Raw genomic sequence first — 24,589 nt, 5'->3', positions numbered from 1 at the left:
CCTGCATCCGCGAAAAATACCTGGATAATCGCCAAATCGGGAGCCTAACCTGACGCCATGCGCGGAGGATTGGAGCGATGGAAGCGGGGCGTAGACTCCCGCGGAGTTCGGCAGGCGATCGCCTACGCGCTCGAGGGAACCTGCGACGCTTATCGATCGCAAACGAGCGGCGCGGAGGCGCTCGAGGCGTACGCCGAGGCATCCGAGTCGACCGTCACGAGGTTCATCGTCGCGAGCGGCCGGATCGGTAGCGATCAGCTCACCGCCGGCGGGCTGCGTGTCTGGATCACCGGTCACGACCCGATCACGGGGGAGGAGCGCGGCCACCAGCGGCTATGCCCTGACGCCGATCTGCTCCTGGACGGGACGATCAATCACCCCAAGACCTACAGCATCGCCGCGCTCCTGCACTCGGATCTCGCTACTGAGTTCGAGGCGCTGCAGGACCGCCTCCGCGACCGCATCTTGCTCACTTGGCAGACCGAGCTCAACGCGCGGCGCGGACACAACGGACTCATCCGCGAGGACATCACCCGCATCGAAGTCGTCGAGCTGCAGCACCGCCGCTCCCGCGCCCTCGACCCGCACATCCACCGCCACCTGTGGTTGAACATCAAGGTGCTCGGTGCCGATGGCAAATGGTCGAACCTCGACTCCCGTGTCGCGATGAAGCTGCACACCGTCATCAACGCCGAAGGCGAACTCGCAGCCCGCACCGACCCCGCATGGATCGCCGCGCTCGCCCGACACGGGTACACGCTCAACGACCAGGGAGAGATCGCCGAACTCGCCGGCGCTGTGCGTCCACTGTCGCGTCGATCGGCGCAGATCGAGTCCAACCGTGCGCGCCTGATCGCGGAATGGTCGGCCGAGCACGGAGGATCGGCGCCGAGCATCGAGACCCTGCAGCAGATCGACCGCCGCGCCTGGGCCGTGGCGCGTCCGAACAAGCCCGCCGACATCGATGAGGAGTCGTGGGAGGCGACGGTCCGCGACGAGATCGCGGCGGTCGATCCGAGTCTGATCGCGCCGCGCGCGGCCGTTCCCCTCGCTGCCAGCGGCCTGGAGGACGTCGACCTCGATCTGCTCGCTGCGCAGGCCGTTGTCGACGCGGACCAACGTTCCACCTCGAGCGGTGGGCGGTTCAGCGTTTTCGACCTCCGCGCGGGCGCGGTCCGCGCACTCTCACGCACGGGCGTCGTTGCCGATCGTGACCGGGTCGACGGAGTCATCTCCGACGTCACCGAGCGCGCCACTCGTGCCGCGCACCGCGTCATCGCCGATGCTCCACCCGCGCACGTGAAAGCCTTCATGGCTACCGCGACCGTGCGCGCCAAAGTACGCCTCGCTGGGCGTCTGGACGTGATCGCCCGACCGGGGCGCTCGCTGCTGCCGCACGAGTTGCGCGAGCTCGCGCACGACGAAGATGTTTCGGCTCTGGATGCATCGCAAGCTGTCGCGGCGTGCGCCATCGCCGGCACCGACGGTCTCGTAACGGTGACCGGACCCGCCGGCACAGGCAAGACGACAATGCTCCGCGTCACATTCGCCGCGCTCGCGGCGCAGCGCCGGCGGATGCTCGTCGTTGCTCCCACGCGCAAGGCGGCGTCGGTGGCGTCCAGTGAGGTCGGGGCCGCGGCATCCAGCCTGCACGCACTTCTCTTGGACCATGGCTATCGATGGGGCCGCGATGAGGCGGGCGCGATGGTCTGGACGCGGCTTCGCCCGGGGGATGTCGACGTCGCGACGGGCGCCGTCTACGGCGGCCCGACTCGATACCCCCTGCGCCCACGCGATCGGATCGTCGTCGACGAAGCCGGCATGGTCGACCTGCAGGCGGCGAACGTTCTCGTCGAGCTCGCGATCGAGAACGGTGTCGGCTTGGCATTCGTGGGGGATACGCATCAGGCGGTGCCGGTCGGGCACGCGGGCGCGATGGGTTCCGCGATCCGGCACGCGAACGCCGCCGTCGAGCTCGACACGGTGCACCGGTTCCGCGATCCTGACTACGCGGCGCTCACGCTACGGCTGCGGAACGCGGGCGAACGCGAGCAGGCGCTGTCGGTGGCGCGCGAGCTCGCGGGGAGTGGTCACGTCGACCGGGTCGATCATCTCGACGCAGCACGCGACCAGATGATCGAGGCGTACTTCGAGTGGCATGCGCGCGGCAAGCGAGTGACGCTCGTGTCCGGCACGAATGCCGAAGCGGATGCCATCAACGACGCCATCCAGCAGCGGCGCGTCGAGGAAGGCGAACTCGACTCCGGCACAGTCGCTTGGGGGATGGGGGAGCAGCGCCTCCTCGTGGGCGACACCGTTCAGACCCGCCGCAACGACCGGCGCACCGGCGTCGAGAACCGTGCACAGTGGATCGTTCGCGAGATCCGCGACGAGTCCGTCGACCTCGTGTCGGTGGGCGACAGTGGCGAGCTGGCGCGTGTGTCTGCCGACTACGCGCGCGAGCACCTGCAGCTCGCGTACGCGTCCACCGTGCATGGCGTGCAGGGTGACACGGCCGACGCGTCGGTGGTCGGTCCCGGTGTGGATGCCGCGGGGCTCTACGTCGGCCTCACCCGCGGGCGGGTGCACAACGCCGCGATCGTCGTTGCGCGGACCGATGCCGAGGCTCGCGACTGCCTCGCTGACTCGATGCAGCGCGGCACGCCCGAGTTGACGATGCAGGATGCGGTGCGCGCGGCGGTGGCGGAGCTGCAGCGAGCCGCGAGGGAGCGCGATGCGGTGATCGAGACCGGACCGGTGGTTGGGACGCCGAGTGCGGGGTGGGGGATGGGGATGTGAAGCTTACCCGCGATGGAGGGTGCTCGATAGCACGCAGAATGACCAGCTACACAGGGCCGCCGACGACGTGAGATGCGCGCTTCGCATTAGCGACCGCCCTACATGACTTGAGGCGATGCTGAGCTTTGCGCAGGAGGGTCGGGCTCCTCGGGTAGGCGGGAAGATGGCATGATAGACGCGCATCTAGCATCCCTGGAGATCGTGTGTTCGAGAGGTTCAGCTCTGCCGCTTCGCGACGCCTGAGGGCGTGGATCCAACGCGTGTCTGACGTTCTTCCCGTCCGGCGCTTTATTCACTGGATCTCGCTTGACGCGGTCGGTATTTGCGCCGGCGCCGCCGTGGTTAAAGCATGAATCCCGCCGCTGGCCTCAACAGCGCATACGTCGTGTCCGGGGCAGGTGTACGAGAGGTGGCGCCGGGCGCAGTCGGCGCCGACCTCCTTCAGCCCGACGGTCGTGCGATCGTCCTCCGCTACTTCCCCGATGCGCCGAGCCGCAAGGACATAGACACGCATGTTCTAGCCCTCGAACTACAACTCCAACTGGGAAGCGCCACCAGGAAGCATGCCGAGGTATCGACAATTGGCTTGATGGGCTCCTCGCGCAACGCACTGCACGTGACGCACGTCGTCAGCCGTCCGGAGCTACTATTCGTCGGCGTCGCGCCAATCGGCGCGTTGCCTAGCCCGTGGGACGGCTCCACCCCGGCCCTCGGTGATTCTTCCATTCGATCGATCGTTCTTCGACTCGTCCGGGCCATGCGTGATCCCTTGGATTGGGAACGTGTTCCCGATGCCGTGGCGTCGGCACTTGAGGAGTCCAGCGTCCACGTCGTTGACGCCGCATTGGATGCGGTAGTACAAGCGCTGGCTGATGCTGGTTCGAGGCCTGGGGCGTACGAGCCAGGCGATCACGGGGCGGGCTTCCTTCATGCGATCGCTAGTAGAGCACGGCTACAGCGGGCGCTCTTTCTGCTACGACAGGAGGGCGTGCGGGATACGGCGACTGCACAATTGGAGGCGGCAATTGCGAGCACCGATGCCGCGGTCGCGGCCATGGCGAGTGTCACCAATATTCGCTTGAGCGAGCAGATTCAACAGGCCAACCGGAACCAACTCGCCGAAGACGAACGCGCCCAAGCGCGCGACCGCCTCCTCGCCAGAATCGGCGCGGCGTTGCTCCTTCCGTCCATTTGGTTCTCCTACTTGGGCATGAATTTGTTGCCGACGGCTGTCTGGGGCGTCCCGCTTCAAAAGTGGTGGGTTGCTATCGTGGTGGCTGTTCTGGGCCTAGTGCTTGCGTTGGTAGGTTGGCGGGCTGCGGCGTGGCTTACAAATCGAGTCGGACCCAAAGAGGAGAAGTCGTGATCGAAACCCCGATGACGTTCGACCAGCTGGTCGAAATGGTCGGCTCGGCAAGTACACGGACGACTACACTCGCAGATCCACTGGTCATCCGTAGCGGGCTTGCGGGGTTCATCGAGCCGAACTTTCTTGCAAGTAATTCCATCGACGACTTATCTAAGGGACGTGTCCTCCTTATTGCGGCGCCTGCCGCCGTAGGAAAGTCTGTGCTGGCCCGCGAGTTGGGGCTGCGCACGAGGAATCCTCTCGTGGACCTGGCCGGACGAAGGATCGGTGAAGCGTTCTTTACCGGAGCCCTCGGACGTCGGCTGGGCGGCCAACAGGCGTTGGAGTTGATCGCCGAACTTCATGCTGGTCGAGCGACGCTCATCATAGATTCTGCCGATGAGGCTCTTGTCGGGAACGGCCCTCAAGATTATGGAGTCGCGATCAATGACCTGGCCGACCTGATCGGAGCTGGTGGTCTCGGGCGGCCGGCAGCGGTGATTCTTGGCCGTCCGGATACGATCGACGAGACGGCGCGAGTTCTTGAGCAAACCGGAACTCCAGTGTCTCGCATCGACGTGGCGTTCTTCACGGAGGATCAGGCGAGGGCGTTCGTTCGGCTAAAAGCTCTCGGGTCAAGTGGTTCTGGCCCCGCCCAAGAACTCCAGGATTTTCTGGGTGCGTTCTTCGATCTGGTTATGGATGCGCTTGGGGCACGCGATTGGTTTCAGGCGAACTCGTTTGTCGGTTACGCTCCTGTGCTGGACGCGCTCGCAACGTTCTACGACCCAGAAGTAAATATGATGCGAGTCCTGAACGAAATCAAGCGGGCCGGTACGACCGAGCACGTCTGGGGCCTCCTGATACAGATCATCCAGAAGGTACTCGACCGCGAGACGGAGAAGTTCGCGAAGAGCTTCGGGGCCGGAGACGCCGATAAGGCTGACTACGGACGTCTTAGCTACACGCGAGACCTTCAACTTTCACTGTTGATGGCCGACCGTCCCCTCGACGTTCCCATCACGCCGGAAGTGGAACCCGCCGATGAAGCGTGGTGGGTCGAGATTGAGACTCAGATCCGCGAGCAGTTCCGAGTTCATCCGTTCGTTGCGGGAGGGCTCGAAACACTGGACAATCCGCTCTTGCGATTCACCAATGCGGCATTTCGAGACTACGTGGTGGCGTCAACGCTGGGGGAGACGGATCCCATCCGCGCGAGGGTGATTCGTGACAGCTGGTGCGATCCCGCCGTCGCTCCTTCCCCAATCCTCATGCGTCTTGCGTTGTCGAAGGAGATGGGTCTCGATGCAGTAAATTCGACAGCCCTAACGCTCCTCGTGGCGTCACATGCCGCTGAATTTCGCGATGATGTCCAGCTTTCTGTTGAAGAGCAAACCCCGGACCAGCGAGGTATGGGCGTTCTCGTCGAGGCGCGACTCGTGGAGGCCGGAATTGACGTTCACGCCGTCACCTCGCAGTTCAGTCCGGGCGAGGCGCTTTACCTCGCTCAGGGGATCGCTCGAACGGACCTCAATGTTCCGTCGCTTCGGGTAGTTGCTGGGGAAGGAGCACAAGAGTTCTCCGTAGGGCCCCTCGCGGATATCACTTGTGGGGAATTCGCTTCGGAGGCGCCGGAGTTGCGGCTGCGACCCAGCCCCGACGAGCAGCCCTCGTTCATTGAGACGCAACGAGTCAGCGGTGTAACCCGGCGGGTCGCGCCTCCGAGCGCTTCTCTGCTCAAGCTAATTGCATCAGAGACTGCGTACCCATGGACATCGTTCCGGGCTTCGAGACCCTCAGATGGAACGGTGACACCGCAGATTTGGGCAGCCGCTGGTGCGTTTCAGTCCAACGCGCGTTGGTTCATCAGGCAATCGATGGTCAAGGGCGATCCCAACTACCCCGCCGATGTGATGGACACGATTCTCGCCAAGGGCCGGGCGAGCCGTGCCGCCCATGATTTCGGGGTCGAGCGGAATATCATCGCGAAGGAGGACGGGGTCTACTTTCTACACCTTGCCGACTTTTCCGTCCGGGACATCGTGGACCTTAACCTCGAGAATGTGGGCTACCGTGCCTTCGTAGAGGAGTTCGCGATCTGGGCAGAGCAGAAGGGCATCTCGTTGTAACGCAGGACGCCTGCCGTAGCGACGCTTCACGCTCGCCGCGTGCTTCGATCGATTCGCGAAGCAGCAACACGTCCACCACTGACCGAGCAGCTCAACCTGACTCGCCCCGGGATATCCGGGAGCGTTTCTAGTGTCAGCCGGCTCTCTCCGTCGTTCAGAGTGTCTTCCACATCCACGCGCGGGCGTGACCGTCTCTCCGTGCAGGATCGCGGCAGCACAACTCAGCGCCGCGCTCAAGTCCCAGAATGGTCGGCCAGCGGGACCGCGTCACCAGCTTCAGGGGTTGATCCCGAACACTCGAAGCAGGGGGATGCGGGGGATCATCCGGCGCGGGCCGAGCTGGATCGTGGGGATGGTTCCGCTCTCGATGCCGAGCCTGATGGTGCGGTAGTCCACGCCGACGAGCTTGGCGGCATCCTTCATCGTCAGGGCGAGTGAGTTGCTTGAATTGTTCATGTCCTTCTCCTCGGTGAGCAATGCGTGTCATCACTTGCCCACACCGTACTCTTGTCGTGAGCAATCCGCGACATGTATTGCTCACCAGCCGGGAACCGTGCCAGGCTCGTGGCATGAGCGACGTTGAGATCGAGGTCACCGACAGCGAGCGGATCGACGTCGGCGACGGAGTGTGCATCCCCACGGCGTGGGATGCTGTCGCCACCGGTGAGCCGAACGTCGCGGGAGTCATCCGGCTTCATGTGGTGTTCGACAAGCAGCTCCGGCGCACCGCGGCCGCATCCGTCCGCCTCGACCGCGCGGGGGAGGGCGACGAGGCGACCGCCGCGGCGCTGCGCGAAGTGCGTGTGCAGTACCTCGTCGCGTACTCGTCGATGCGCGTGGTCACCGTGACCCGTGAGAGCGGCAAGGCCGAGTCCCTCAGCCAGTACCTCGCGGAGGTGAGGTCGCGTACCGATCGCACCTACGAAGAGACGGTTCGCGAGGCGGTGCGGCTCTACCGAATCGCAACGTCCGTGAACCTGGCTCCCCTCAAACTCGTCTCGGAACAGCTCAGTGTGAGCGTCAGCACGGCGACGCGCATGATGGCTCGCGCACGCGAATCCGGCCTCGCTGACGATCTGATCGCGCGCGAGACGTACAACCGCATGCGGGCGGACGAAGAGGAACTGACCCGTCCGCACCTCGGCCCGACGTCGCCGTCTGGCCCCTCGATCGGGCGCTGACGACAATCTGAAGCAACGAGAGCTATTTCCGCACTCTGCTCGACGGATCGCGTCAGAGCGAGCAAACTGCTCAGATGAGGCGAGTTGTGCGCAGGCCGAATTCGTTCTTGCCCGCATTCGTTTTCGGCATACGCCTGATCACCGCACCAGCACTGGTGACTCTTGCCCGCTTTTTGCCCGCATTCCATTTCCAACTGGCTGTTTTCGGACGTCGCTGGATGCTGCAGCGCTTCGAAAAATCCGCGTAATTCCGCGGATTTCGTCGTTTTGCGTCGCTATGCAGAATGCTCAAAACGTGTTCGAATCCCTCCAGGGGCACCGTGTGATGAGTCGCGACATAGGAGACATCTGAGTCGCGACATAGGTGACATTCATGAGAGGGAGCCCGGCCATCGGCCGGGCTCTTTTTCGTTGTTTCGCCAGTAGGTTCTGGCGGGGTCGATGGTGTTGGTCGCAACGATTTCGCCGGTGTCGAGGTGGATGACGGTGACGGTGTGTTCGTCGGCGATGAGGATGCAGCGTTTCCCGCGGTGTTCGACGCCGATGCCGAGGTGGTGCATGCGGGCGGCTCTTCTGAAGCTGATCTTCCCGTTGCTGCCGACGTGGTCGTATCGGATCCGGTAGTGGGTGGCATCAGGCCGGTTGCCGGCTGGGGCGGTTTTCGGTGATGTGGCGTAGGCGGTGGCCGGCGTCTGTCCGTCGCGTGCGCGGTGCGGGCGGGCGGTGTTGTAGTGCTCCCGGAATGTGTCGAGCTGAGCTTGCAGCTCGAGGACTGTGGCGGCGCGGGGGCGGGCGCTCAGCCATCGCTTCAGGGTCTGATGAAACCGTTCGATCTTCCCCTGGGTTTGCGGGTGGTTGGGGGTGCCGTTCTTCTGCCGGATACCGAGGGCGGCGAGGAGGTACTCGAACTCGTTGCGGCCGCCGCCGTGGCGGGCGGTGTAGACGCGGCCGTTGTCGGTCAGGGTCGAGGCGGGCGGTCCGTAGGTGTCGACGGTGGCGAGGAAGGTGTCGACCACATCGCGTCCAGTCACCGGGCGGTGGGCGGTGCAACTGAGGAGGAGCCGGGAGTGGTCGTCGAGCCAGTTCAGGATTTCGATGTCGGTGCCGTCGGCGAGGCGCCAGTGGGTGAAGTCGGATTGCCATGTCTCGTTCGGCTGCGCGGCTTCGAACCGAACGTAGGACGATCTCGGGCGTTTGCGGGGTTCGGGAGTGATCAGCCCGGCCGTGTGCAGGATGCGGCGGATCGTGGACGTCGAGGGGGCGGTAGGTCCTTCCTGTCGCAGGTGCCAGGCGATCGTGACCGGGCCGGCATCCGTCCCCGCCGCCGTCAGTGCACGGCGTAGCTGGACCACCCGGTCACGGACCCGGTCGGTGACCGCGTGCGGGCTACTCAACGGTGCCCGCGACCGGGCGTCCAACCCGTCCAAGCCCTCGTCCCGGTAGCGGGCGAGGAGCTTGTGCAGATACTGCCGCGACACCCCATAGTCGGCGGCGGCCGCCGTGACCGACAGCTCCCCGGCGACGACCTTCAACACCACGACCCGATGCTTCGACGACATCCACCACTGTCGCCTATGAACCGACTCACGTGTCGCCGATCACCTGTCGCCTATGTCGTGAACCCAGACACCTCCAGGGGCACCGTGTGATAAGTGGCTCTTCGGAATCAAGGGTGTAGGGAGGGTCTGAAACCTCCGGCCTCGAGCAGGCTCCTGGCTGTGTAGTTCGCGAGGTTGCGGAAGCCGAGCGCGGAGCCGCGGAGATGCTCGAGTCGGCCGTTGATCGCCTCTGTCGGACCGTTGCTCGTGCCGGCCAGGTCGAAGAACGCGAGGACGTCCGCGGCGCGCTGCTTCAACGTCCGACCGAGCCGGCAAATCTCGGCCAGCATCGCGGGGACGCCACTGCTGACGGAATCGATCACCGCCCGCATCATCTCCTTCGCCTTGTTCTTGTCGGGTTCGCGGTAGGCGGCGACGATGCGCTGGTAGATGCCCCAGGTCGCTTCGACCTCGACGTGCTCCTCGGCGGCGAACACCGCGTCGAGCCGCGCGGTCTGCTTCTCGGTGAGGAAGCTCGCGCCGGTGTGGAGGGTGCGGCGGACCCCGTAGAGCGGGTCGCCGGCGTGACCGCGGTGCCCGAGGGTGTCTTGCTGGACGCGCTGCCGGGTCCGGTCGAGCGCGTCGCCGGCCAGGCGGACGACGTGGAACGGGTCCATCACCGGAACCGCGTCGGGGAGCTCTTCGGCCGCGGCCGTCTTGAACCCGGAGAACCCGTCCATCGCGACCACCTCGATCCGGCTCGACCACTCCGCAGGCCGGGCGGCGAGCCACTCCTTGAATACCTGCTTCGACCGGCCCTCGACCATGTCCAGCAGCCGTGCGGGACCTGTCTTGTTGCGGGCGGGCGTGAGGTCGATGATCACGGTCACGTACTTGTCACCGAACCGGGTGTGACGCCAGACGTGCTCGTCGACGCCGATCGTGGTGACGCCGTCGAACCTGGCCGGATCGTCGATCAGCCGCCGCTTGCCCTCGGCGAGGATCGCGGTGTTCGCGGTGTGCCACGACACCCCCAGGCCTGCCGCGGCGCGGGAGACGGTGAGGTGGTCGACCACGATCGCCTTCAGCGCCCACCCGACCCCGCCGCGGGAGATCTTCGCCCGCCGCGCCGCCGCGTTCGTCGTGTCCTGCCGCCAGGTGCGGCGGCAGTGGCCGCACCGGTAGCGGCGCACCCGCACCAGCAGCGTCGTGGGCCGGTGACCGAACGGCTCGTGCGCGAGCGGACGCGTCACGGTGTCGCGCGGCACGCCCTCGGCGCCACACTTCCGACACCACGGGTCATCGTCAACGACGCGGCACTCGAGTACCGCCCGGTCGGGCTCGATCAACTGGCCGATGGCTTCGAGGCCGAGCTCATCGAGACGGCAGAACGTGGTGAGGTCAGGGGTCGCGAACGTAGGGTGGTGCAAGTCGAGGTCTTCCGGCAGATGGGCAGTGTGAGAACTTCCATCCTGGAAGACCTCGACGTCTATCCGCGAACCAGCCGCCGACCCTCGACTACACCCTCAACTGCGAAGAGCCTGATAAGTCGCGACATGGGAGACATCTGAGTCGCGACATAGGTGACATTCACGAGAGAGAGCCCGGCCATCGGCCGGGCTCTCTCTCGTTGTTTCGCCAGTAGGTTCTGGCGGGGTCGATGGTGTTGGTCGCAACGATTTCGCCGGTGTCGAGGTGGATGACGGTGACGGTGGTGTCGTCGGCAAGCAGGAGCACGGGTGTGCCTCGGTGTTCGGCGCCGAGGTGGTGCATGCGCACAACGCGGCGGAAGCTGACCTTCCCATTGTTACCGACATGGTCGTGGCGGATGCGGCAGTGAGGGGCGATCCCTCTGCGTGAGCGGCAGACGATTCAGCTGTATCTGCGAACTGCCTCGCGAATCTCGTCGGCATACTGATAGATCTCGTCGAGCGACTCGATCGCATGTCGTGTCTCGTTTTTGTCCGCGTCGAGTAGCCCAAGGTACTTTTGTTTCGAGTTGAAGTGGAGGCGCGCGACCGGTTTGCGGTTGTTGTCATCGAGTAGAACGGCGAAGTAGCTTTTCGCATCGCGCTGAGTGATCCTGTTGGGCTTGACCTCGCCGCAGGCAATCGCCTTCACGATCTGGTAGCCCTCAAGCTCCTCCAGCGTCGTCTCGATTTCGGTGTCACGGTCGAGGTCAAGCTCGACCACCGGCTCGCTGGTGACAGGGGCCTCGTTGGAAACGAGTGTCGTTGCGCCCAGGGCAGTTTTCAGGCGGTCGTTGACGCTTTCGGTGAGGAACTGTCGAGAGGCCTTCCCGACAAGCGAGGTGAACTGCTCCCGGACGCGCTGGGTGAACGCACCCTCGTACACGCGGCTGGTGAAGAACTTGATCCATTCGTCCGACGGATCGCGGAACTGGGCAGCGATCTCACGCTTGAGCGCGCCGACGTACTTGAGTTCCTCCGCGGCGCTGATGATCGAGTGCAGGTCGAAGCTGTCCTTGCTGAGCTTCTGGATCTCTGGAATCAGCGTCTCGTCGATATCCATCAGATCGAGCACGAGGAACGGTTTCGCGTCCATCCGGTTCGGGGCGTCTAAGTCGGTGTAGAACTTCCATACGACGCCATTCGTTAGAACGGCGAGGCGTGCGTTCGTGACTGAGAAGTAACGGAACAACTGCGAGGCATGCTCGATCTTGAGTTGTCCGAGAGACGCTTTGCACTCGATGAGGATTTGCACCTCACCGTCACGGACGATCGCATAGTCGACCTTCTCGCCCTTTTTGACACCGACGTCGGCGGTGTACTCCGGGATGACTTCGAGCGGGTCGAAGACGTCGTATCCGAGGATTGTCGAGATGAACGGCATGACGAAGGCATTCTTCGTGGCCTCTTCCGTAGCTATCGCATCGGCCTGATTCTTGACCTTCGTTGCCAGTGCACTGAGACGGTCCGTGAACTCCATCGTTCTCCCTCATGGTCAAGCTGATGTGCGCGAATACGAGCGAGCGTATCGGACAATTGGATACCACTTTCGCAGCGAGCGCCGTGTCTACTACCGACGGAGTATGGGATTGGACGGCCGAGAGAGGCGCTGTGTCGCTTGTTAGCGATTGCGTGGAGGCCCGACATAGCGGTGAGAGCGGATGCGCTACGCGCAAACTCCTCGCTCTGGGCCGCATCGATAAGCTGCGTCACGAAGATTGCCCGAGGAGAAGCCGGTGACCACTTCGCTCATCTACACGACCGAGCCGCTCGCTACGCGCGCGCTCGCCGCTGAGATTCGCTATGACCACAGCCCGTTTGTCGAGAAGCTCTCGACTCACCTAGGCCGTGTTGCTAAATGTGGTTCCGGGGTGCGTGGGTGATGCTGGGATCGTGTCGCGAGATGTCATCACGGACGAGGCTTGGGAATTGATCCGGGAGGTGTTCCCGCCGGCGAATTCACGGGGGCGTCCCCCCGTGGATCGACGCGTGGTGGTCGAGGCGACTGCGTGGCGGTTCCGGACGGGTTCTGCATGGAGGGATCTGCCCGAGCGCTTCGGGAGCTGGAACACGATCTATAAGAACTTCCGTCGATGGGCGGCCGAGGGGGTCTGGGAAGATCTGCTCGCTCACGTGCAGCGTCGCGCATCGCTTCAGGGCGAGATCGAGTGGGTCGTGTCCGTTGACTCCTCGATCGCTCGCGTCCACCAGCACGGCGCAACCCTTCCCCGCAGCACAGGGGGCTGGATCGAGTTACAAGAAATCCGGGCCGGAGCCGCCTGATCACGCGATCGGCCGGTCACGCGGCGGATTGACGACGAAGATCCATCTCGTGTGCGATGGGCAGGCCCGGACGCTCGCGTTCGTCCTCACTGGCGGGCAGGTCGCGGACACGAGCATGTTCACCGACGTTCTCGACGAGATCCACGTCGCGGGGCGAGGGCCCGCGCGTACCAGGCCCGAGCGGGTGCTCGCAGACAAGGGATACCCCTCGAAGAAGAACCGGGCGTGGTTGCGCGAGCGCGGCATCAAGGCCACGATCCCCGAACGCGACGACCAGATCGCCCACCGCCGAAAGCGAGCGGGCCGCCCTATCGATTTCGGTCATGAGCAGAAGGAACGCTACAAGGGCCGCAATGTCATTGAGCGCTCCTTCAACTTCATCAAGCAGTGGCGAGGACTCGCATCCCGATACGACAAGACCGCCAACTCGTACGCAGCCGGGATCTGCCTCTCAGCCGCCCTTCAATGGATTTAGCAACACGCCCTAGCTGTACTTCCCCGTGACGTTGTGAACGCGGGCTGAGGGGGTCTGGCCGCCGATCCCGGTGTGGGGTCTGTGGTGATTGTAGTGATGCAGCCAGGTCTCGTATGCCGCGGCTCGCTCTGCTTCGCTGGCGTAGGGCTTGGCGTAGGCCCATTCGGCGGCGAGGGTGCGGTTGAAGCGTTCGACCTTCCCGTTGGTCTGCGGCCGATACGGCTTTGTCCACTTGTGCTTCACACCGTCGCCGAGCGCGTCCGCGAACGCGTGTGACCGGTAGCACGCGCCGTTGTCTGTCATCACGGCGGTGACCGTGACTCCGAGGCTCGCGAAGAACGCGTTCGCGCGGGTCCAGAACCCTGCCGCGGTCTCCTTGCGTTCGTCGTCGAGGATCTCCGAGTACGCGACTCTCGAGTTGTCGTCGACGGCGTGGTGCAGATACCGGTAGCCGCGGGAGCCGGCCGCTCCTGACCGTGCGGCCTTGTCACGGACGGATCCCGCGGCACGGTCCTGCGCCGATCCGCGGCCGAAGGCGCGCCAGCCGCCGCCATCAGGGATCCGGCCCTGCTTCTTGATGTCGACGTGGATCAGCTGGCCCGGTCTTGCGACCTCGTACCGCTTCGGCGTCGGCTTGCGGACTGGGAGCCCGGTGGCCTGATCGATGTTCACGAGCTTCGGCATCCCATACCTGGCCAGCACCCGGCCGACCGTCGAGCGGGCAAGGCCCAGGTGATACGCGATCCGGTGCGGACCCCACCGGCGGGTGAACCGCAACGACACGATCCTCCGCTCCGTCTTCCGCGGGAGCCGGTTCGGCGAGGTCTGCGGCCTGAAGCTGCGGTCCGTCAACGGCAGCCCGGCCCGATACCGGTCGACCCACCGTTTCGCCGTCGCGGGCGAGCACTGGAACCGTTCCGCTGCCCGCCGCAACGACCAGCCCCGATCCACGACGAGGACAGCAAGACGACGACGCCCTTCCGGCGTCAAAGGCGCGTTAGCGTGAGACACGAAGACCTCCGTGGTCAGGATGCGAGTGTGGTAACCCACATCCTGCCCGGAGGTCTTCGCCTACCTCACCCGTTCACAACCTCCCGGGGAAGTACACCTAGCGGGCGCCGGTCTCGGATGCTTCGTCGATGTCAGGGCGGAGTACGGGGTGCAGAAAGTCGACATCGCCCTCATCTTCAATGAGCCAGACTTCGTCCTCGGCATTGAGGCGAAGTTCGACCACACGCTGACGGAAGACCAAGTCGATCGGGAGTTGACGGTCGCCGACCACCTGGTCGTGCTCTTGCTCGAGAGAGAACACGCACCCGAGTGGCTCCCACGCAAGGCGCGAGTCACTGTGATGACCTGGGAAGAAGCGCTCGACTGCTTTCCGGAGTCGCGACTCACGCTTGCCGAAGTACGCGCGGCGCGCTCGGGAAAGAGTGCCGTCGAGGCTCGGCTTCGTCAACTGATCGAGCCGGCGCAGCAGAGGCTGGGGTCTGGGTGGACTGTCGACAGCAGGCGCGGTGGTTCGGGAATGCCTGCGATCAACTTCTATTCACCGAAGTTCGGTGATGCCCAGCTGCGCGCTGTGCTCCAGGTCGCGCAGCGGGCCATGCCACCGGCGGGTGAGCCCGTGCCTCTTCGTTTCAGTGTCGGCATCAGCGTGAAGGCAGATACGACGAGCTACCCGCGCGACCCTTCGGCGACGCCGACGTGGGTGAACGCGGTGCAGCGGCTGCGGGACGACGTCATCGGCGACCGCGTCGAGCAACTCCACCTCAGCACGCGTCGCCCGAGCTCCGCTCACGTCAACCCGAAGACCGAGAACGGCCGAGCGCACGCACGCAAGCTTGCGACCGTCGACCGCCACTTCGCGGACAGCGAGCGGTGGTTGACCACCGGCTACATCGACTGGATCGTCGGCCCCGCATCACAGCGCATGCCGCTCGAAAGGGTCGAACTGCTCGCCGATGCTCTCGTCGAGATCCTCGACGGCTGGTACCGGGTCGAAGTCGGCGCGCTGGAAGGAGCCACCGTGAGCACTCACGCATTGTGACGCCGCTCGGAGCAGGTCGGCGCCTCTTCGCAGCCCTGATACGGTCGCAATTGTGACGAGTGAGCGCGTACGCCAGGCATTGGAGAAGTTCGTGCGCGAACGTGATTGGTCGCAGTTCCACACGCCCGCGAATCTCGCAAAGAGTATCTCGATCGAGGCCGGCGAACTGCTTGAGTGCTTCCAGTGGGATGACGAGGGCGACGTTGCGCGGGTGCGTGGTGAGCTCGCCGACGTGGTGACCTACTGCACGTTGCTGGCCATGCGGCTGGGGTTAGACCTCGATGACATCGTGCTCGACAAGCTCGAGGTCACGGCCGAGAAGTATCCCGTGGATCGAGCGAAGGGCCGGAGCGCCAAGTATGACGTCCTTTGAGATCGAGCGGCTCGAGTTCTCCGTTCCTGCGGTCGTAACGTGGGCGAACGGAGACGAGCGACGGACCAACTGGCCCGTCGTCTATGTGCTCGACGGTGGAGAATCGCGGAGCATGGCATCCGTGTACGTCGGTGAGACCGTCAATGCAGCGTCACGCATGCGCCAGCATCTCGCCAACCCTGCGAAGGACGGGCTTCGCACCGTCCGTGTGGTCTTTGACGAGACATACAACAAGTCCGTCTGCCTCGACCTCGAGTCTCACCTCATCCGCTGGCTCGCCGGGGACGGGCAGTTCACCGTCATGAACGGGAACGAGGGAATCATCGACGCTCGTTACTACGAGCGTGAGGTGTACCGCGAGAGCTTCCGAGACATCTTCGAGCAACTCCGCGACGAGGGGATCTTCCAGCGTTCGATTCCCGAGATCGAGAACAGCGACCTTTTCAAGCTCTCTCCGTTCAAAGTGCTTACGCCTGAACAGGCGATCGCCGTGGAAGATATCGTGGAAGGGCTGCTCGAGGACCTTAAGGCCGGACTCCCGTCATCGACCGTCATCGAAGGCCAGCCCGGGACGGGCAAGACGATCGTCGCCATCTTCTTGATGAAGTTGCTCGCAGACATCCGTGACTACGGCGACGCTGACGAGATCGAGCCCGACTCGATGTTCGCTGAGTTCTTCGTTCCGGAGAGCCGAGACCTACTCAAAGGCCTCCGCATCGGATTCGTCGTCCCACAGCAGTCGCTCCGCGAGTCGATCAAACGAGTGTTCAAGAAGACCCCGAAGCTCTCTGGGGAGCAGATCCTCAGTGCCTTTGACGTTGGCGTGTCGGAGCAGCGCTGGGACATTCTCATCGTGGATGAGACGCATCGGCTGAGTCAGCGAGCGAACCAGTCATCCGGTGTCAACAACAAGCGCTTCATCACCATCAACGAGAAGCTCTTCGGCGCGGATGATTTGTCGATGACCCAGCTGGACTGGATCCGCGCGCAGAGCGCGCACCAGATCTATCTCCTCGACGCCGAGCAGACCGTGCGACCAGCAGACCTAACCCAGGCGACCGTGCGGGCACTCGTCGCGGGCGCTCGAGCTTCACACCGGTGGTACCCGCTCGCAACGCAGATGCGCGTGCGCGCGGGTGCGGATTACGTCGAGTTCGTTCGGGCGATGCTGCGCGGTGAAGTCTCGGCGCTCGAGCGTCCTGATCTTGGCGAGTACGACCTTCGGTTCTTCGACGATCTGTCGGAGATGCGTCAGCAAATCTTTGCCAGGAACGCAGAGCACGGGCTCGCTCGTCTTGTTGCCGGCTATGCCTGGGACTGGAAGAGCAATCGTGACCACAGTGCCTTCGATATCGAACTCGACGGCGTAAGCCTGCGCTGGAACAGTCAGGCGAAAGACTGGATCAACAGTCCGAATTCCGTCCAGGAGGTCGGGTCGATCCACACCGTGCAGGGCTACGATCTCAACTTCGCCGGAGTCATCATCGGCAGCGACCTCCGCTACGACGCCGCCTCCGGTCGACTCTTCGTCGATCGAGACTCCTACCGAGACGCGAAGGGTAAAGAGAACAACAAGCAGCGGGGGATCGTCTACTCGGACGATGACCTTCTCGGGTTCGTCCGCAACATCTACGGCGTGCTTCTCACGCGCGGGATCCGAGGGACGTACATCTACGTGTGCGACCCGCAGCTACGTGCGTACATCGGCCGGGCGCTCGCCCTGAGGTAGTGGCGGGGCGCGTCATCTCACCGCGCTAAATCCCATTCTCGGCGGAGTCGAGGGCATTCTCCGCCGTGCGCTGCAGTCGGCGCGTGAATCCTCCTGCCAACCGCACGGTGGGCGTTTGCGCGTCCGTCAGGGTGTGGGCGTGAGGAGAGGGCAGATGGCAGCATCACCTGCCGTTCATCCCATCCCTATGCCCCCTCGATTCCGTCGATCAGCACGCGGATCGCGAAGTCGCGTCTCGTCCGTTCGTCGGGGCCGGTCAGGAGCGCGGCCTGCCGCCGAACCTGCGGAAAGCGCTCGGGGTCGGCGTTCTCGTAGGCCGAGAGGACGTGCTGTCGTTCGCCGTCGCCTCGGTTGCCGGTCCGGCGAACGGTCCGTTCGATTGCGGACGAGGCGGCGAACTGGGCGATGAGGTCGACACCCAGCGCGGCGCGCTCGGGTGCGATTCCGCCGTCGTCCATGAGCATCAACTCATGTTCCGCGAGCCGGAGTGCCCCGGACAGCACGGGGATTGTGCCGAGCGCGACGGAACCGAGCCCCGGATACTGCGCCAAGGTCGTGATCGTGTTGACGATGGTGCCGGCGAGCGCTTCACGCCATCCGCGTTCGTCGCCGTCCGCGTCGACGAGCTGCACCTGAGCGTAGGCAGCGTCCAGTGCGTGCTCGAGTAGGGCATCGCGGTTGGCGAAGTACGCGTAGAGCGAGGCCGGTCCGGTCTCGACGCGCTCTGCCACCTGTCGCAGCGTCGTCTTCTCGACTCCGTGCTCCTGAATGAGCACCATCGTCGCCTCGATGATCGACCGCGGCGTGAGGGGAGGCTTCGCGGAGCGTCCGCGTCGCGTGATCGGGTGCTTTTCCTGCGCTGACATGTCAGCAGGCTACCAGTTGACACGAACTGTGTTCGTGACGAATACTGTTCGCGAACGCTGTTCGTTTTGTGGAGGAGGTCGTCATGTCGGTTCTTGTCGTCGGGGCAAGCGGTGCGGTGGGTGGCGCGGTGGTCGCGGGGCTGCGAGAGCACGGCGTCGCCGTGCGCGCCACGAGTCGAACGCCGCAGAAGCTGGTGCTGCCGGGTGAGGTGCAGGTGTTCGCGGCTGATCTGAATCGGCCGGCATCCTTCGGCGCCGCGCTCGATGGCGTCGACCGGGTCTTCATCTACGCAGACCTCGACGAACCCGAAGCGCTGAGCGCGGCGTTCGTCGAGGCCGGCGTGCGGCACGTCGTGCTGCTGTCATCGTCGTCCGTCACGTTCCCCGGTGCCTCCGACGACTTCAACGGCTCCCGTTTCATCCGCGTCGAACGTGCCATCGAGAGCTCCGGGGTGGCCCACACCTTCCTTCGACCGGGTGGTTTCGCCAGCAACGCCGCCCGGTGGAGCTGGGGAGTGCGGGGCGACAGCGCCGTACCGCTGCCGTACCCGGAGGCGGTTCAGGTGCCCGTCCACGAGCGCGATATCGCCGACGTCGCCGTCGTCGCTCTGACCGGCGACGCTCTGATCGGAAAAGCGCCGATTCTGACCGGTCCGGAGCGCCTGACCCTTCGACAGCAGGTCGACACGATCGCCGCGGTGATCGGGCGCCCGGTGGAAGTGATCGAACAGACCGAGGCCGAGTCCAGCACGATGCTGTCTCAGTATGTGCCGGACGTGTGGGTGCGGCAGATCATCAAGGACTGGCGAGAGGCTGTCGGCGCCACCCCGGCCGTTTCTCACGACTACGAACGCATTACCGGAAAGCCGCCGCGCACTTTCCGGACGTGGGTTGAAGACCACGCCGAGCTTTTCCGCTGACTGACTCGCCCCGGCGTGTCCGGAGACAGGATTCCTTGGAAGGATCTGTCTCATGGGACGTCCCAGTAAGTACCCGCGCGAGCTTCGTGAGCGCGCTGTCCGTATGGTCGCCGAGGTGCGATCCGACTATCCGAGCGAGTACGCCGCGATGACCGCTGTCGCGCAGATGCTCGGCGTCGGGTCGCCAGAAACGATCCGCACCTGGATCCGCAGGCAGCAGGTCGACGCGGGCGACCGGCCCGGAGTCACGACCGACGCCGCGGTGGAGATCAAGCGACTAAAGCGGGAGAACGCGGAACTGCGGCGGGCGAACGAGATCTTGAAGGCGGCCTCGGCTTTCTTCGCGGCCGAACTCGACCGGCCACACAAGCGATAGTCGGCTTCATCGACGCGCACAAGGACCGCGCCGACGGAGGGCTCCGATGGGGTGTCGAGTCGATCTGCGCCGTGCTCACCCAGCACGGCGTGAAGATCGCCCCATCGACCTACTACGACGCGAGAGATCGCGGTCCGTCACCGCGGATCGTGTCGGACGAGAGGTGGAAGCCGATCATCCTGACCACGTGGCAGACGCACCGGAAGGTGCTCGGGGCCCGGAAGCTCTGGCTGCGGTTGCGTCGCGACGGGCACGACATCGCCCGCTGCACGGTCGAACGCCTCATGCGCGAGCTCGGGATCGCCGGTGTCGTCCGCGGGAAACGGAAGCGTCCCGTGGATGCGGATCTGCGGGAGACCAGGCCCGCCGACCTCGTCGACCGGCACTTCGCCCGGTTCCGCACGAACCAGCTCTGGGTCGCCGACTTCACCTACGTCTGGACGTGGTCCGGATGGGTCTACGTCGCGTTCGTGTTCGACGCGCACTCCCGCCGCATCATCGGGTGGAGAGCGGCGACCTCGATGACAACTCCGCTCGTGCTCGACTGCCTCGACATGGCTCTGTTCACCCGCCGCCGCGAAGGCGTCACCGGGTTCGCCGGGCTCACGCACCACACCGACGCCGGCAGCGTCTACACCTCGATTGCCTTCACGGACCGGCTCGTCGACGAAGGCATCGACCCCTCGGTCGGGTCCGTCGGCGACGCCTACGACAACTCCCTCGCGGAATCGCAGATCGGGCTCTACAAGTCCGAGCTCATCCACCACGACGGGCCCTGGCGCGACATCGACCAGGTCGAGGCGGCAACCGCGTCCTGGGTGCTGTGGTTCAACACGGAGCGCACCCACGGCTCCATCGACGACCTCACACCCCTTGAGGTCGAGCAGCTCGACTACGCTCGCAACGAACCGGTCGGAAAAGCCGGCTGACACCAGTAAAACGCTCTCCGGACACGCCGGGGCGAGTCAGACCAGCCCGTGCGAATCGCCTTGACAGCACCTCTGCGAAAGAGAATTCTCGAAGCAGAAGCGGTGAAATCGGGGTCAGTGCGACACGGGCGCCCGGTGTTCCGCGGAAAGGAATCGACATGAGCCTGCGGACGAGAATACGGAAATGGTGTGCCAGGCGCCGCACGAGGGCTCCGTACATTCCGCCCGAAGGTCGTTTCACCGGCAGCGTTCTCACGCAGCTGCCCGCTCTCCGCGGTCCTTCGCTGTGGGGAGGAAAAAAGGGCGGCATGGCCGACGTTATGCAACCGGCGAATCTGTCGGGCAATTTCTCCCCGACGTATCCGACCCCCGACGACCCGCGCCTGCGCTGAATCGTCGTCGACCTCGGTTTGACGCCGTGCGTCTGCCTCCGCCAAGCTCTCGGGCATGGCACCGCATCGTATTCGGCTCGTGAAAGTCAGCATCGTGGCGGTATCCGCGGCGGCGATAGCCGCATTCCTTGCGGGGTGCGCAACCTCGTCTCACTCCGCCGTGGCGCCTGAGCCGGTTCTCTCCACATCGACCTCGAGCGATGCCGCCCCGGCAAATGATCCCACCGCCGTGCAGCCAGATGCGGCGTGGGAATGCGGCTACGTCAGTGCCGTCCGGACCGTGACGTTCCACGCGGACGGTCTGCTGGCGAAAGGGCTGATCGACCAGTCGTCGCATGACGCGCGCCGAGAAGCCGCGCAGCAGATGTGGTCGGTGTTCCCTCAGGGCACGTCGAGCATCACCCCGCTCGTGCGAGAAGCCGTCAGCCTGGCCCGCGAGGGTGTCATGCCCGACGACCCGAGCTTCGAGGCCGTCGTCGACAAGATCAACTCCGCCTGCACGGCGAACGGAACCCCCATCATCTTGGGAGCGCTGGCGTCGCAGGGGGGATAGCTGCCGACAGCTTTGTCACACCCCGCGGAATGAGAGAACTCTCATTGAATCCGTATAATCCTCACAGACTTCGCGCGAAGTCGACGATGAGTTCGGGGGACTCGAATGCTGACGACAAAGCTGACACGTGAACGGATAACGGGGAACGAGCGATGACGTCGCCGACGTCGCCGCCGCCGGGATGGTTCACGGATCCTGAAGATCCCACCCGGACGCGGTGGTGGGACGGCGCCCAGTGGACGGAACACCTGATGCCCGCGTCGGTGCCACCCGGGTCATCGCCGACGCCGCCGCCGCATGCTGACGGTGAGAAGGCGTCATGGCTTCGCCGGCTGCCGAAATGGGCATGGATCGTCGGCGGCCTGGTGGCCGTCGTCATACTTGTCTTCCTGGCGCCGCTCGTCGCCCTGTTCGCTCTGGTCGTCCTGATCACGGCGATCGTGGCCGTATCGCGCAAGACCCCGACGTGGCTGCGCTTCCGCAGCAACGGAATCGCAGCAGCTGCGATTGCGGCATCCGCAGTGGTCTTCGTCGTTGCGGGAATGCTGAGCGGGGTCATCTATCCCTCGCCGAAGACACCGGTGGCCGCACAGAGCGAGCAGCCCGCCTCTCGTGCGGCCGTGGCCTCGCCGACGCCGACGCCATCGCCGACACCCGATGACGTGGATGTCGCAGCTGCGGCCTCGTTCACAGGAACCACTGCGACCGTCGCGGACACGGCCGCGACCGACGGGCGCTCGGCACGAGCCATCCTCGACACCCTGACCGTTCGGGCCGCGGCATCCGACAGCGGCTTCAGCCGTGCACAGTTCGGCCAATCGTGGCTGGACGTCGACCGCAATGGATGCGACACCCGCAACGACACGCTCGGGCGCGACCTGAAGAACCCGGTGCGCTCCGGATCGTGCAAGGTGACCTCGGGGCAACTCGCCGACCCGTACACGGGCACGACGGTCGCCTTCACCCGAGGGCCGGGTACATCGAAGCTCGTGCAGATCGATCACGTGGTGTCGTTGTCGAACGCGTGGCAGAGCGGTGCGCAGCACCTCTCCGCCGACCAGCGGGCGACCTTCGCGAACGATGCGATCAACGTGCTCGCCGTCGGCTCCGACGCGTACGGCGCGAAGAACGGCCGAGACGCGTCGGCATGGCTCCCCGCCAACGCCGGGTACCAGTGCGCCTACGTCGCGCGCCAGGTGTCGGTCAAGGCGATGTACGGGCTGTCGGTCACGCAGAACGAGCGGGATGCCATGGCGCGCGTCCTCGATGGGTGCGCCGACCAGGGGAGTGTCACCTCGCAGTACGCGTTGAAGGCCGTGGTTCCGCCGCCCGCAGCACCCGCCCCCGCCGAGCCGGCGCCGGCCGACCCCGCCCCGTTCGTCGAAGCGCCGGTGCAAGAGGCCGAGCCCGAAGCCCCCGCGGAGCCGGCTCCGGCGCCGCCGGCGAACGCGTACTACGCCAACTGCAAGGAGGCCCGGGCTGCGGGCGCTGCGCCTATCCGTGTCGGCGAGCCGGGGTACTCCCGCAAGCTGGACCGCGACGGCGACGGCATCGCCTGCGAGTAGCCCCTCACCCCGCGTGGGTGTCGCTCTCGACGATCGGATTCTCCGCATCGTCGACAGCGGCATCCGGCTGCGCTCCCGGTGCACCGAGGTCGGCGTCGGCGCGGACGAGTCGTTCGATCTCGGCGCCGGTCGCCGCGTCCACGGCCTTCCAGTACGCGAAGGCCCGCTCGAGGACGTCGCCGGTCACCCCGCCGAGCAGGTGGCCCGCGACGGTCTTCACGAACGCGGCGCGCTGCTCGTCGTTCCACACGTCGCGCACGAGCGCTCCCGCCTGCGAGAAGTCGTCGTCGTCCGCGCGAAGCGTGTAGGCCTGGCGCACCATCGCCCCGTCGGCCTCCCACCCGGGGTCGACCTCGCCGACCTCGTCGGCGTAGCCGCGGCCGAACGAATTCGGGGCGTACACCGGGGCATCCCCGTTGTGGTCGTACGCCATCGGCCCGTCCTGCGTGTAGGTGTTCACGTCGACGTGCGGCCGATTGACCGGCAGCTGCAGGTAATTCGCGCCGATGCGGTGGCGGTGCGTATCGGCGTAGGCGAACGCGCGACCGAGCAGCATCTTGTCGGGCGAGAATCCGATGCCCGGCACGAGCGCAGAAGGCTCGAACGCAGCCTGCTCGATCTCGGCGAAGAAGTTCTCCGGATTGCGGTTCAGGGTCATCGTGCCCACCCGGATCAGCGGATAGTCCGCATGCGGCCAGATCTTGGTGAGGTCGAACGGGTTGATGCGGTAGGTCCGGGCATCCTCATACGGCATGATCTGCACCGACAGCGTCCACGAGGGGTGCTCGCCGCGCTCGATGGCCTCGAAGAGGTCGCGCCGGTGGAAGTCGGCGTCTTCGCCGGCAATGCGCGTGGCATCCGTATCGGTGAGGCCCTCGACGCCCTGGTCGGCGTGGAAGTGGTACTTCACCCAGAACTTCTCGCCCGCGGCGTTCACCCACATATACGTGTGCGAGCCGTACCCGTTCATGTGACGGTACGACCGGGGGATGCCTCGATCGCCCATCAGGTACGTGACCTGGTGCGCGGACTCGGGGTTGAGGCTCCAGAAGTCCCACTGCATGTTGTTGTCGCGGAGGCCATTGCCGCCCCGGCGCTTCTGCGAGCGGATGAAGTGCGGGAACTTCATCGCGTCGCGGATGAAGAAGACCGGGGTGTTGTTGCCGACGAGGTCGTAGTTGCCCTCATCGGTGTAGAACTTCAGCGCGAACCCGCGCGGGTCGCGCCAGGTGTCGGGCGAGCCCTGTTCGCCGGCGACGGTCGAGAAGCGCGCGAGCATCGGCGTCGTCGCCCCCGGTTGAAAGAGGGATGCCTTGGTATAGGCCGATACGTCGTCGGTCGTCTCGAAGACACCGAACGCCCCGGATCCCTTGGCATGTACGTTCCGCTCGGGCACGCGCTCGCGGTTGAAGTGCGCCATCTGATTCAGAAAGTGCACGTCGTGCAACACGATCGGGCCGTCGGCGCCGATCGTCAGGGCATTGCGGTCGCTCGGTGCAGGAGCACCGGTGTCGGTGGTCGAACCGAGTTCCGCCTCGGCAGACGGGGCGGTGCGGATGGATGTGCCGTCATGGGGCTGGGGGAGTTCAGGCATGGCGCCACGGTACGTCGCGC

20 protein-coding genes are annotated in these 24,589 nt (G+C 65.0%); 12 read left to right on the top strand and 8 right to left on the bottom strand.

Features of this window, described 5'->3' with window-relative positions; genetic code table 11:
- Nucleotides 1–57 precede the first annotated feature (57 nt).
- From JOE64_RS09915 to JOE64_RS09905, 3 genes are all read left to right on the top strand, one after another.
- Nucleotides 58–2,799, top strand: a complete 2,742-nt coding sequence (locus JOE64_RS09915; RefSeq protein WP_204964099.1) for an AAA family ATPase — start codon at nucleotides 58–60, stop codon at nucleotides 2,797–2,799.
- Nucleotides 2,800–3,148: 349 nt separating this feature from the next.
- Complete coding sequence (locus tag JOE64_RS09910) at nucleotides 3,149–4,165, top strand: hypothetical protein (RefSeq protein ID WP_204964098.1); 1,017 nt, start codon at nucleotides 3,149–3,151, stop codon at nucleotides 4,163–4,165.
- The gene (locus JOE64_RS09905) at nucleotides 4,162–6,276 is read left to right on the top strand and encodes a hypothetical protein (RefSeq protein ID WP_204964097.1); all 2,115 of its coding nucleotides are present in this window, start codon (nucleotides 4,162–4,164) and stop codon (nucleotides 6,274–6,276) included. The genes JOE64_RS09910 and JOE64_RS09905 overlap by 4 nt, the downstream gene beginning before the upstream one ends.
- Before the next feature lie 276 nt (nucleotides 6,277–6,552).
- Here the strand turns inward: JOE64_RS09905 and JOE64_RS09900 are convergent, their stop codons facing one another.
- Nucleotides 6,553–6,732 carry a MerR family transcriptional regulator gene (locus JOE64_RS09900; protein ID WP_239531742.1) on the bottom strand — a complete coding sequence of 60 codons (180 nt, stop codon included), beginning with the start codon at nucleotides 6,730–6,732 and terminating at the stop codon, nucleotides 6,553–6,555.
- Between the two features lie 113 nt (nucleotides 6,733–6,845).
- Here JOE64_RS09900 and JOE64_RS09895 point away from each other — a divergent pair, with 113 nt between their 5' ends.
- A complete protein-coding gene (locus JOE64_RS09895) occupies nucleotides 6,846–7,457 on the top strand; it encodes a hypothetical protein (RefSeq protein WP_204964096.1) in 612 nt (203 codons plus the stop codon).
- 371 nt (nucleotides 7,458–7,828) lie between these two features.
- Here JOE64_RS09895 and JOE64_RS09890 read toward each other — a convergent pair whose 3' ends face one another.
- The 4 genes from JOE64_RS09890 to JOE64_RS09875 all read right to left on the bottom strand — a co-directional run bounded on the left by JOE64_RS09890 (nucleotide 7,829) and on the right by JOE64_RS09875 (nucleotide 11,944).
- The gene (locus JOE64_RS09890; RefSeq protein WP_204964095.1) at nucleotides 7,829–9,016 is read right to left on the bottom strand and encodes an IS481 family transposase; all 1,188 of its coding nucleotides are present in this window, start codon (nucleotides 9,014–9,016) and stop codon (nucleotides 7,829–7,831) included.
- A gap of 107 nt (nucleotides 9,017–9,123) precedes the next feature.
- Entirely contained in the window at nucleotides 9,124–10,425 is a 1,302-nt protein-coding gene (locus tag JOE64_RS09885) for an ISL3 family transposase (RefSeq protein WP_204962472.1), read from the bottom strand.
- A 160-nt stretch (nucleotides 10,426–10,585) separates the two neighbouring features.
- Nucleotides 10,586–10,732 carry a hypothetical protein gene (locus JOE64_RS09880; protein WP_204964094.1) on the bottom strand — a complete coding sequence of 49 codons (147 nt, stop codon included), beginning with the start codon at nucleotides 10,730–10,732 and terminating at the stop codon, nucleotides 10,586–10,588.
- A gap of 135 nt (nucleotides 10,733–10,867) precedes the next feature.
- Nucleotides 10,868–11,944: a type I restriction endonuclease gene (locus tag JOE64_RS09875; RefSeq protein WP_204964093.1), complete on the bottom strand. Its 1,077-nt coding sequence runs from the start codon at nucleotides 11,942–11,944 to the stop codon at nucleotides 10,868–10,870.
- A gap of 413 nt (nucleotides 11,945–12,357) precedes the next feature.
- Here JOE64_RS09875 and JOE64_RS09870 point away from each other — a divergent pair.
- Nucleotides 12,358–13,222, top strand: a protein-coding gene (locus JOE64_RS09870) for an IS5 family transposase (protein WP_204964308.1) whose coding sequence is annotated in 2 segments (ribosomal slippage) — nucleotides 12,358–12,702 and nucleotides 12,704–13,222 — 864 coding nt in all. Because the reading frame shifts where the segments join, the coding sequence is not laid out codon by codon here.
- Nucleotides 13,223–13,231: 9 nt separating this feature from the next.
- On the opposite strand, the gene JOE64_RS09865 is transcribed toward JOE64_RS09870, so the two are convergent.
- On the bottom strand, nucleotides 13,232–14,233 hold the full coding sequence (locus JOE64_RS09865) for an IS481 family transposase (protein WP_204964092.1): 1,002 nt from the start codon (nucleotides 14,231–14,233) through the stop codon (nucleotides 13,232–13,234).
- Between the two features lie 148 nt (nucleotides 14,234–14,381).
- Between JOE64_RS09865 and JOE64_RS09860 the strand changes: the two genes are divergently transcribed.
- The 3 genes from JOE64_RS09860 to JOE64_RS09850 all read left to right on the top strand — a co-directional run bounded on the left by JOE64_RS09860 (nucleotide 14,382) and on the right by JOE64_RS09850 (nucleotide 17,374).
- On the top strand, nucleotides 14,382–15,272 hold the full coding sequence (locus tag JOE64_RS09860) for a hypothetical protein (protein WP_204964091.1): 891 nt from the start codon (nucleotides 14,382–14,384) through the stop codon (nucleotides 15,270–15,272).
- A 52-nt stretch (nucleotides 15,273–15,324) separates the two neighbouring features.
- Nucleotides 15,325–15,645, top strand: a complete 321-nt coding sequence (locus JOE64_RS09855) for a nucleotide pyrophosphohydrolase (RefSeq protein WP_204964090.1) — start codon at nucleotides 15,325–15,327, stop codon at nucleotides 15,643–15,645.
- Nucleotides 15,646–15,757: 112 nt separating this feature from the next.
- Nucleotides 15,758–17,374 carry a DNA/RNA helicase domain-containing protein gene (locus tag JOE64_RS09850; protein ID WP_307821518.1) on the top strand — a complete coding sequence of 539 codons (1,617 nt, stop codon included), beginning with the start codon at nucleotides 15,758–15,760 and terminating at the stop codon, nucleotides 17,372–17,374.
- Between the two features lie 185 nt (nucleotides 17,375–17,559).
- Here JOE64_RS09850 and JOE64_RS09845 read toward each other — a convergent pair whose 3' ends face one another.
- Complete coding sequence (locus tag JOE64_RS09845; RefSeq protein WP_239531741.1) at nucleotides 17,560–18,240, bottom strand: TetR/AcrR family transcriptional regulator; 681 nt, start codon at nucleotides 18,238–18,240, stop codon at nucleotides 17,560–17,562.
- A gap of 83 nt (nucleotides 18,241–18,323) precedes the next feature.
- Between JOE64_RS09845 and JOE64_RS09840 the strand changes: the two genes are divergently transcribed.
- The 4 genes from JOE64_RS09840 to JOE64_RS14700 all read left to right on the top strand — a co-directional run bounded on the left by JOE64_RS09840 (nucleotide 18,324) and on the right by JOE64_RS14700 (nucleotide 22,975).
- Entirely contained in the window at nucleotides 18,324–19,160 is an 837-nt protein-coding gene (locus JOE64_RS09840) for an NAD(P)H-binding protein (protein WP_204964088.1), read from the top strand.
- 52 nt (nucleotides 19,161–19,212) lie between these two features.
- A protein-coding gene (locus JOE64_RS09835) for an IS3 family transposase (protein WP_204964087.1) occupies nucleotides 19,213–20,465 on the top strand; the annotation gives its coding sequence in 2 pieces (ribosomal slippage) (nucleotides 19,213–19,495 and nucleotides 19,495–20,465; 1,254 coding nt in all).
- 621 nt (nucleotides 20,466–21,086) lie between these two features.
- Nucleotides 21,087–21,410 carry a hypothetical protein gene (locus tag JOE64_RS09830; protein ID WP_204964086.1) on the top strand — a complete coding sequence of 108 codons (324 nt, stop codon included), beginning with the start codon at nucleotides 21,087–21,089 and terminating at the stop codon, nucleotides 21,408–21,410.
- A gap of 152 nt (nucleotides 21,411–21,562) precedes the next feature.
- Nucleotides 21,563–22,975, top strand: a complete 1,413-nt coding sequence (locus JOE64_RS14700) for an excalibur calcium-binding domain-containing protein (protein ID WP_204964085.1) — start codon at nucleotides 21,563–21,565, stop codon at nucleotides 22,973–22,975.
- Nucleotides 22,976–22,979: 4 nt separating this feature from the next.
- On the opposite strand, the gene JOE64_RS09820 is transcribed toward JOE64_RS14700, so the two are convergent.
- On the bottom strand, nucleotides 22,980–24,569 hold the full coding sequence (locus JOE64_RS09820; protein ID WP_204964084.1) for a catalase: 1,590 nt from the start codon (nucleotides 24,567–24,569) through the stop codon (nucleotides 22,980–22,982).
- Between the last annotated feature and the right edge of the window lie 20 nt (nucleotides 24,570–24,589).

The sequence above is a fragment of the Microbacterium dextranolyticum genome (assembly GCF_016907295.1).
Lineage (GTDB): Bacteria > Actinomycetota > Actinomycetes > Actinomycetales > Microbacteriaceae > Microbacterium > Microbacterium dextranolyticum.
The sequence above is the reverse complement of the archived record's forward strand: the minus strand, read 5'-3'. Positions and strand labels throughout refer to the sequence as shown.

What these genes read in the sequence shown, in the direction of transcription:
- JOE64_RS09915 (WP_204964099.1), top strand. Translation starts at nt 58, where the DNA reads ATGCGCGGAGGATTGGAGCGATGGAAGCGGGGCGTAGACTCCCGCGGA.
- JOE64_RS09910 (WP_204964098.1), top strand. Translation starts at nt 3,149, where the DNA reads ATGAATCCCGCCGCTGGCCTCAACAGCGCATACGTCGTGTCCGGGGCA.
- JOE64_RS09900 (WP_239531742.1), bottom strand. Translation starts at nt 6,732, where the DNA reads ATGAACAATTCAAGCAACTCACTCGCCCTGACGATGAAGGATGCCGCC.
- JOE64_RS09895 (WP_204964096.1), top strand. Translation starts at nt 6,846, where the DNA reads ATGAGCGACGTTGAGATCGAGGTCACCGACAGCGAGCGGATCGACGTC.
- JOE64_RS09890 (WP_204964095.1), bottom strand. Translation starts at nt 9,016, where the DNA reads ATGTCGTCGAAGCATCGGGTCGTGGTGTTGAAGGTCGTCGCCGGGGAG.
- JOE64_RS09875 (WP_204964093.1), bottom strand. Translation starts at nt 11,944, where the DNA reads ATGGAGTTCACGGACCGTCTCAGTGCACTGGCAACGAAGGTCAAGAAT.
- JOE64_RS09850 (WP_307821518.1), top strand. Translation starts at nt 15,758, where the DNA reads ATGGCATCCGTGTACGTCGGTGAGACCGTCAATGCAGCGTCACGCATG.
- JOE64_RS09845 (WP_239531741.1), bottom strand. Translation starts at nt 18,240, where the DNA reads ATGTCAGCGCAGGAAAAGCACCCGATCACGCGACGCGGACGCTCCGCG.
- JOE64_RS09840 (WP_204964088.1), top strand. Translation starts at nt 18,324, where the DNA reads ATGTCGGTTCTTGTCGTCGGGGCAAGCGGTGCGGTGGGTGGCGCGGTG.
- JOE64_RS14700 (WP_204964085.1), top strand. Translation starts at nt 21,563, where the DNA reads ATGACGTCGCCGACGTCGCCGCCGCCGGGATGGTTCACGGATCCTGAA.
- JOE64_RS09820 (WP_204964084.1), bottom strand. Translation starts at nt 24,569, where the DNA reads ATGCCTGAACTCCCCCAGCCCCATGACGGCACATCCATCCGCACCGCC.